6 protein-coding genes and 1 pseudogene are annotated in these 8,360 nt (G+C 56.5%); 4 read left to right on the top strand and 3 right to left on the bottom strand.

All coding sequences use genetic code 11. From position 1 onward, the window contains the following. A partial coding sequence (locus tag ACESNI_RS10155) for an iron-containing alcohol dehydrogenase (RefSeq protein WP_373086503.1) occupies window positions 1–889 on the top strand: 889 nt, incomplete at its 5' end. 136 nt (window positions 890–1,025) lie between these two features. Beyond that, entirely contained in the window at window positions 1,026–2,651 is a 1,626-nt protein-coding gene (locus ACESNI_RS10150) for a Na/Pi cotransporter family protein (protein WP_373086502.1), read from the top strand. On the opposite strand, the gene ACESNI_RS10145 is transcribed toward ACESNI_RS10150, so the two are convergent. Continuing rightward, a complete protein-coding gene (locus ACESNI_RS10145) occupies window positions 2,648–3,400 on the bottom strand; it encodes a glycerophosphoryl diester phosphodiesterase (RefSeq protein WP_373086501.1) in 753 nt (250 codons plus the stop codon). The two genes, ACESNI_RS10150 and ACESNI_RS10145, sit on opposite strands and share 4 nt — an antisense overlap. Further along, entirely contained in the window at window positions 3,381–4,091 is a 711-nt protein-coding gene (ung, locus tag ACESNI_RS10140) for a uracil-DNA glycosylase (RefSeq protein ID WP_373086500.1), read from the bottom strand. The genes ACESNI_RS10145 and ung overlap by 20 nt, the downstream gene beginning before the upstream one ends. A gap of 250 nt (window positions 4,092–4,341) precedes the next feature. Here ung and ACESNI_RS10135 point away from each other — a divergent pair, with 250 nt between their 5' ends. Continuing rightward, window positions 4,342–5,187 carry a xanthine dehydrogenase family protein subunit M gene (locus ACESNI_RS10135; protein WP_373086499.1) on the top strand — a complete coding sequence of 282 codons (846 nt, stop codon included), beginning with the start codon at window positions 4,342–4,344 and terminating at the stop codon, window positions 5,185–5,187. A gap of 2 nt (window positions 5,188–5,189) precedes the next feature. Further along, the gene (locus tag ACESNI_RS10130) at window positions 5,190–7,940 is read left to right on the top strand and encodes a molybdopterin-dependent oxidoreductase (protein ID WP_373086498.1); all 2,751 of its coding nucleotides are present in this window, start codon (window positions 5,190–5,192) and stop codon (window positions 7,938–7,940) included. Between the two features lie 21 nt (window positions 7,941–7,961). Here the strand turns inward: ACESNI_RS10130 and ACESNI_RS10125 are convergent. After that, window positions 7,962–8,360 (bottom strand): annotated as a pseudogene (locus ACESNI_RS10125) (branched-chain amino acid ABC transporter permease); the annotation flags it as partial.

The following is an 8,360-nucleotide window of genomic DNA, read 5'->3' as shown; positions in this document are numbered from 1 at the left end:
TATCGCCTTTGGCGGCGGATCGGCCCTCGACGCGGCGAAGGCGGTTGCGTTAATGGCCCGGCAGGAGGCAACGCTGTTCGGTTTCACCGCCAATGGCGATGACTGGGAGACAATCAATCCGGGCGATATTCCGCCGATCATTGCCGTGCCGACAACAGCGGGTACCGGTTCGGAAGTCGGGCGGGCGTCGGTCATCACCGATGCGGAAAAGCATATAAAACGAATTGTGTTTAATCCACGCATGATGCCCTCCGTCGTGATTGCCGATCCGGAGCTGACTGTCGGCCTGCCGCGAATGATAACAGCGGCGACCGGCATCGATGCCCTGTCCCATAACCTGGAGGCTTTCTGTTCCCCGCATTTTCATCCGATGGCAGAGGGGATTGCCATTGAGGGTATTCGTCTTGTTTGGGAATATTTGCCTGATGCCTGCGCCGATGGCAACGATCTTGTCGCCAGAAGCCAGATGATGATTGCCTCCACCATGGGAGCGACGGCGTTTCAGCGCGGGCTTGGTGGCATGCATGCTCTGGCGCATCCGCTTGGCGCGTTGTACGACGCCCATCATGGGATGCTGAATGCGATCCTGATGCCCTATGTCCTGCTCCGGAACCGGGAGGCCATTGCGGACCGTATTAGTCGGCTTTCTGCCTACCTTGGCCTTAAAAACCCGTCATTTGATAGTTTTCTGCAGTGGGTATTGTCCTTGCGCGAGGGGTTGTCCATTCCGAATGACCTGACGGCACTCGGTATTGATACGGCACAGATGGAGCTTGTGGGCGCAATGGCGGCGGAAGATCCCTCTGCCGATGGTAATCCAATCGCCTTGTCGGCGGGGGACTATAGTGAGTTATTTGGAAGGGCGGTTAATGGAAATCTTGATATCTAGCTATACGAGGTATATAGGTTTTGTTGATTTAGATGGAATTTCCCTGAAATAATGTTGAAATGGGCGAAATTCAGGTCGTAATTGTGATCTAAATTCATTAAAATAACAAAGAAATGGTAGAGTTAAGGGTAAATCATTGGACGGTACGGTTGTTTTAATAAATCTGATGGGGGGAGTGGCCCTGCTGTTATGGGGCCTGAGAATGGTCAATACCGGCGTGATGCGGGCCTTCGGCCGCGAATTAAGCGCCTTCCTGAAGTTCTGCCTGAAAAACCGGGTGCAATCGTTCTTTGGCGGCCTGGGCGTCACCATGCTACTGCAAAGCAGTACAGCCACCGCTTTGCTTACGGCATCCTTTGCCGGACGTGGACTAGTGCCAGCAACAGCGGGGATCGCCGTTATGCTCGGCGCCGACGTTGGCACGACGATTGTTGCACAGGTCCTGAGTTTCGATTTTTCATTCCTGGCACCGGTCTTGCTGTTCGTCGGTTTTGTGCGCCATTCAACGGCCAGCACAACCCGCGCCAAGAACCTTGGCCGCATTGTTCTTGGGCTCGGCATGATGCTGACGGCGCTGAAAATGCTGGCGCTCGCGTCCGAACCCATCAGAACCTCCGAGATTTCGCAGTTCGTGCTAAGCTCTCTGTCGGGGGAACCGGTCCTCGTCGTGATCCTGGCCGCCGTCATCACCCTCATAGCCCATTCCAGTCTGGCGACTGTCCTGTTCGCCCTGTCCCTCGCCATGACAGGTCATTTCCCGCTTGATGTTGCCTATGCCATGGTGCTGGGAGCAAATCTTGGCGGCTCTGTCCCGCCAATTATGGCCACACTTAAAGCGGATAAAGCAGCGCGGCGGCCGCCGCTTGCCAATTTCATCTGTCGGCTTGTTATCGTTCTCGTGTCCATTCCCTTCATTGAGGTATTAGCTCATTATATCGCAATGTTTGAACCGTCACCGGCGCGGCAGATCGTCAATTTCCATACCGCCTTGAACCTTGCCTGCGCGCTTATTTTCTTGCCCTTCATTGGCCCCCTCAGCCGCCTGACGGAAAAATTACTGCCACAGGATACCGTAGGTGATCCCAACGCACCGACGCCGCTTTACCTTGACAAGGCCGCACTTGAAAGCCCGCAGCTGGCGATGGCCAATGCGGTGCGCGATACCCTGCGCATGGGCGATGTGCTGGAGACCATGTGCCGTGACCTGAAACAGCTCCTTGAGACCGGCCAACCGCACTATTTCAAGAAAATCCGCGACGCAGACAATGTGATCAAGGAATTCGACAAGGCGATAAAAAACTACTTGACGAAATTGGGGCGCGAATCCCTTGACGAGCAGGACGAGACACGCTGCAACGAAATTCTCAATTTCACGACCGCCCTCGATCACATCGGCAATATCGTTGTCATGAATATGCTGGAACTGATCGAAACCAGCGCGAAACACCAGATCGTTCAGTCCCCGGAGGATTTGAAGGATGTGGTTCGAATACTGGATCTGGCGACGATGAATTTGCGCCTGTCCTTCAGTGTTCTGATGACCAGCGATGCGGCGACGGCGGTGAGCCTGATCCAGAGAAAACAGCGGTTCCGGAAAGTCGAGCGTCAGGCCGTCAGCGATCATCTCAAGCGCCTGCGCAGTGATGAGTTGATGGATCAGGAGGCAAGTGCGGTGCATTTGAGCCTGCTGAGCGATATGCGCCGGATAAATTCGCTGATGTCGTCAGGCGCCTATATGGTTGCTGGCGAGAAAGAGGACTAACTCGACCGTAACCCTTTAAGGAGGCGGTCAGGAAAATCTGTGATCACTGCATCGACCCCCCAGTCAAGGAATTGTTGCGCGCTGTCGACATCATTGACGGTATAGACCAGAAACCGGTAACCGGCGCTACGGACAGCCGCTACCTTTTCTTTCGTGACATATTCTTTTTCACAATGGAGCGAGGCGCAACCGGCCTCCTTAAGCCGTTTTTCCCAATCAGGGGGGATGGCGACCGAGAGATATCCACGCGGCACCTCTGGCAAGAGGGAGCCGATGGCGGTGAGCGCCTCGATATTGAACGATGAGAGTAACAGCGGCACATCGGCCGGCCAGTAATCCAGCAGTTCCCGGCCGACCTGTTCCGCCGTTGGGATTTGCCAGCCGTTTGTCGGCTTGATTTCAAGATTAAGGCCGAGGGACAACTCGCGAATGGCGATGGTCGCTTCTTTCAGCGTCGGAATTCGCTCGCCCGCGAACTCTGGAGTAAACCAGCTTCCCGCATCGAGCTTTTTAATCTCGGCCAGTGTTTTAAGAAGGATCGGGCCCGATCCGTTGGTGCAGCGGTCAACGTCGCTGTCATGCTGAATGACGGCAATATTATCTGCCGTCAACGTTACATCGATCTCGATGAAGGTGGTGCCGAGTTCAGCGGCTTTGCGAATAGAGGCGAGCGTGTTCTCCGGCGCGTGGCCGCAGGCCCCCCGATGGCCGATAACCCGCGGTAGATGGTCAAGCACCGACTGTGACATCACTTTTCTCCATATTGTCCAGGGACCAATCAATCTGTTGCTGATGCGTTTCTTGGAAAAAGGCGTTTGCCTTTGAGAAATGCCCGTTTCCGATGAACCCGCGATGGGCGGACAACGGGGAAGGATGGGGGCTTTTCAGCACATAATGGCGCGATCCATCTATAAAACTGCCTTTTTTCTGTGCATAACTACCCCACAGCAGAAACACGATATTCTTTCGCTTTTCATTCAGGGCGGCAATGGCGGCATCGGTGAAACTCTCCCACCCGCGCCCTTGATGGGAAGCGGCCAACCCTCTCTCGACAGTGAGAACGCTGTAGAGAAGCAGGACGCCCTGTTCGGCCCAATGCGCGAGATAGCCATGGGAGGCGGGGGGAATCCCGAGGTCGCGGTCAAGTTCCTGATATATATTACGAAGGGAGGGCGGAATGGCAACGCCCGGCCGAACTGAGAAGCTGAGGCCATGCGCCTGTCCCGGTCCATGATAGGGATCCTGACCCAGGATAACCAGCTTAACCTTATCAAAGGGGGCGGCATCAAAGGAGGAAAAAATCTCTGACCCCTTTGGATAGATGACTTTCGCCGCGGCTTTTTCCTCGGCGAGGAACCGCCTCAGGGACAGCATATACGGCTTGTCAAACTCCGGACGCAATTGGTCCAGCCAGCTTTTCTCAAGCTTTATATCGGGCAAGATCGTCCTTTCGCGTGATAAGATTGGGCCTCCCGGCCGGTTAATCCCGAATTATTGTTTAAAAGGGCTTCATTGCTGTTTTATTATGAATTGTGATCATTGCAATATAAAATCGGTGAATTGGCCCAAACCACCGGTGAAAATCCTGGATATGAAAGATAGCTGCCGCAATCGCCCGACTTCGGCTTTGACATGGGTTGGCTCCTTCCTATATTCAGGACCCATGCCTGACATTTCCGGAATACGTTAAATGGGCGATTATTGTCTGCCGCAAAGCCTGACGGAGTTGAGAGCGGCTCTCTCCGACGGCAAGGCCCATATTCTGGCGGGGGGTACTGATTTCTATCCCCAGCGGGTTGGCCAGCCTCTCCCCAAAAATATTGTGGATATTACAAATATGTCCGACCTCAAGGGAATAAGGGAGACGGATGATTTCTGGCATTTTGGGGCAATAACCACCTGGCGGGATATTCTGGACGCGAATTTACCACTTTTATTTGACGGTCTGAAGACTGCCGCGCGGGAAGTTGGCGGACAGCAGGTACAGAATGCCGGGACCATCGGCGGCAATCTGTGCAATGCGTCTCCGGCGGCAGATGGTGTGCCGGTCTTCCTCAGCCTCGGGGCAAGTGTAGAACTTTCCACGGGCGAAAGAACACGGACCATCAACCTTGCCGACTTTATCACCGGCAACCGAAAAACGGTACTGCGATCAGGAGAAATTCTAACAGCTGTTCTCGTCCCGAAGACAGGCTCCCCACAGGTGAAAAGTCTGTTTTTGAAGCTCGGAGCACGAAAATATCTGGTCATTTCCATGGTTATGGTGGCGATTGTTGTGGAAATGGATGAGGCCGGTATCATCACAACCTGCCGTATCGCCATCGGTGCCTGCTCGGAAGTTGCCATGCGTCTTGACGGCCTTGAACAGGTCATTACGGGCAGGGAAAAAAATAAGGATCTCGCGGCTCTGGTGACCGCCGATCATCTTGCGGCTCTGGCGCCAGTTACCGATGTCCGCGCCAGCCGGGAATATCGGTTGGATGCAGCTCTCACGCTCGTGCGGCGGGCACTCGATACCCTTGGGCGCGGAGCGTGACTATGGATCTGACTTTCCGGGTAAACGGAAAAAACTATCCGTTGACGCTTGCGCCCGCAACCCGGCTGAGCGATGTTCTGCGCGACCATCTTGGCTTGATCGGGACAAAGGTCGGCTGCAATGCGGGCGATTGCGGGGCCTGCACCGTGCTGGTGGAGGACCGGCAAATATGTGCCTGTATGATGTCGGCGCAACAGGCTGCGGAAAAGGATATCACCACAGTCGAGGGATTGGGCGGTCAGGAATTGCTGAACGACCTGCAAGCCGCCTTCCTCCGTCACGGGGCCGTTCAATGCGGGATTTGTACCCCGGGAATGCTGATGGCCGCGTCGGACCTTCTTCGGAGAAACCAAACCCCGAACCGTGTCCAAGTTGAGGACGCCTTGGGCGGTGTTTTATGCCGCTGTACCGGTTACCAGAAAATCATCGAGGCGGTGATGGATGTGACGGCCTCTTTTTCCGATGCTGCGACAGCGCCAAGCAAATCTGTGGGAGTGTCGATTGCCAAACTTGACGGTCCGGCGAAACTGACGGGCACCGAAATTTTCGGCGCCGATGCTATTCCGGCCGATTGCCTATGGGTGAAAATCATTCGTTCCCCCTTCGCCAGCGCCGATATCGAACTGGGTGATTTTGCGGATATTATTTCCCGGACGGAAGGTCTGGAGGGCATTCTCACCCATAAAGACGTGCCGTTCAATCGCTTCGGGATTTACGCCACCGGTAAGGACCAGCCAGTCCTTGCGGAAACCTGCGTTCGGTATCGCGGCGATGCCATTGTCGCCGTTGTCGGCACCCGTGAAGGGGTGGTTAAAATTACCCTTGCCGATCTTCTGATCCGGCTAACAGAAAAACCGCCGGTCGCCGGGATTGCCGCGGCGAAGGCACCGGGGGCGGCTCAGCTTCATGCAGACAAGCCCGGAAACCTTCTGATAGAAGGGCAAGTCTTAAAGTCGACTGCGAGGGAGGCGCCGCAAGCTACAGATATCACGGTAGAAGGGCGGTTTGAAACTTCCTTTGTTGAGCATGCCTATATCGAGCCGGAAGCAGGATGGGCGCAGCCTGTCGGCCCGCATGGGTCTCGGGGGCTGGAGATGCATGTGACGACACAGACGGCGGCCATGGACCGCGCCGAGATTGCCAGCATTCTCCAGATAGACGCGGGCAGGGTTCGCGTCCTGCCGACGGCGTGCGGGGGCGGCTTTGGCGGCAAGCTTGATCTCTCCGTCCAACCGGTTCTGGCGGTTGCCGCGCTACGTTTCAATAAACCGGTCGCCTGTGTGTACGAGCGCCCGGAAAGCATGGCCGCCAGCACCAAGCGCCATCCCACCGAGATTGCCTGTAAATTCACCGCCCGCCGCGATGGACGGCTTGTCTCGGTGGACATGACAGCGGAGTTCAACACTGGCGCCTATGCCTCCTGGGGGCCAACGGTTGCAGAGCGTGTTCCCGTTCATGGCAGCGGCCCCTATTATGTTCCCAATGTCCATGTGACCGGGCGCGCCTATTTCACCAATTCTCCGCCAAGCGGTGCATTCCGAGGGTTCGGCGTTCCGCAGGCCGCGATTGCGCATGAGGCGATGATGGATGACCTCGCGGAAGCTATTGGCGTGGACCGGCTTGACATCCGATTGTTGAATGCCGTTCGGTGCGGCGACGAAACGGCAACAGGGCAGGTATTGCAGGCAAGTGCCGGCCTTGCAGAATGTCTTCAGAAGCTTCAACCGCACTGGACGAAGTTGACCGCCGCCACAAGCAGTTTCAATCAGCAGAACCAACGGGGGCCGATCCGTAAAGGCGTTGGAATCGGGGCAATGTGGTACGGTATTGGGAATACGGCGATCTCAAATCCGTCGACCATGGATGTTGGTATCGGGCGCGATGGCAGTCTTGTCCTGTTCAATGGGGCGGTGGATATCGGTCAGGGATCAAACACGATCTTGCCGCAGATCTGCGCTGATGCCCTTGGCCTCCCTGTCCAGAAATTCTCCTATATCATGGGGGATACGGACCTAACCCGTGATGCCGGAAAGACCTCCGCCTCGCGGCAGACGTTTGTCTCGGGCAAGGCCGCCGAGATAGCAGGAACAGCTTTGCGCGGTCAAATCCTTCGCCATGCCAACGCCGGGACAGGGGCGCGGCTCGATCTGGCCGGGACAACCTTGCGCATCGTGGAGGACGGAACTGTCCGCGAAATAGAGCTGTCCGGCCTCGCAAGCGATAAAGACGGCATGGTGTTCCGGGCCGAAGGTCGTTTTGATCCACCAACCATGCCGCTCGATGGTAACGGGCAGGGGGTGCCCTATGCGACCTATGGCTTCGCCGCCCAGATCGCCGAAGTCTCGGTCGATCTCGACCTTGGAACGACCCGCGTCACCCGTATCCTGGCTGCTCATGATGTCGGGCGGGCGATAAACCCGCAACAGGTCGAAGGGCAGATCCATGGTGGTATCGCCCAGGGGCTAGGGATGGCCCTGATGGAGGAATATATCCCGGGAAAAACAGAAAACCTACATGACTATCTCATCCCGACCATCGGGGACATGCCGGAAATTGATGTTTTTATTATCGAGGATCCTGAGCCGCTTGGCCCCTTCGGCGCCAAGGGCGTGGGCGAGCCCGGGCTGGTCCCGACCGCCCCGGCGATCTTCAGCGCGATCCGGAATGCGACCGGCGTCCGGGTCACTCGGGCGCCGATGCTGCCGCACCGGCTGCGGGCGGCGATACTGCGTCAAGCCCGGACGAGTGGTTGAGCGAATGCGCGAGCCGGATCTCTAACGCCGTGTCCGAAACCATTTCAGCTTGCCCAGTTTTGCCATCGGCGTCGCGAGTAGGCCCCGGGGCAACAGGACAACGCTTATCATGAAGGTAATACCGAGGATGAGCAGCCAGTAATCCCCGAATATTTCGGACAGCCAGTTTTCGGCGGTGCGGGTGAAGATGGCACCGAGAAAGGCAGCGAGCAACATCTCCTTGCCGCCAATGGCAACCCAGATGAGGGCCTCGGTCGACAGAGTAAACCCGATCAGGGTGGGAGAGGCGAAGCCGTCCAGGGTTACAAACAGGGCGCCGGCAAGTCCGGCGATGGCGGCGCTGAGGGAGAACACCGACAGGCGAAGATTGAGAACGCTGTAGCCGAGGGAAGACAGTCTTTCCGGATGGGTACGGATAGC

This window comes from Sneathiella sp. (assembly GCF_041689005.1).
Lineage (GTDB): Bacteria > Pseudomonadota > Alphaproteobacteria > Sneathiellales > Sneathiellaceae > Sneathiella.
This window is presented reverse-complemented; position numbering and strand designations above follow the sequence as displayed.

What these genes read in the sequence shown, in the direction of transcription:
- ACESNI_RS10145 (WP_373086501.1), bottom strand. Translation starts at nt 3,400, where the DNA reads ATGTCACAGTCGGTGCTTGACCATCTACCGCGGGTTATCGGCCATCGG.
- ACESNI_RS10135 (WP_373086499.1), top strand. Translation starts at nt 4,342, where the DNA reads ATGGGCGATTATTGTCTGCCGCAAAGCCTGACGGAGTTGAGAGCGGCT.
- ACESNI_RS10130 (WP_373086498.1), top strand. Translation starts at nt 5,190, where the DNA reads ATGGATCTGACTTTCCGGGTAAACGGAAAAAACTATCCGTTGACGCTT.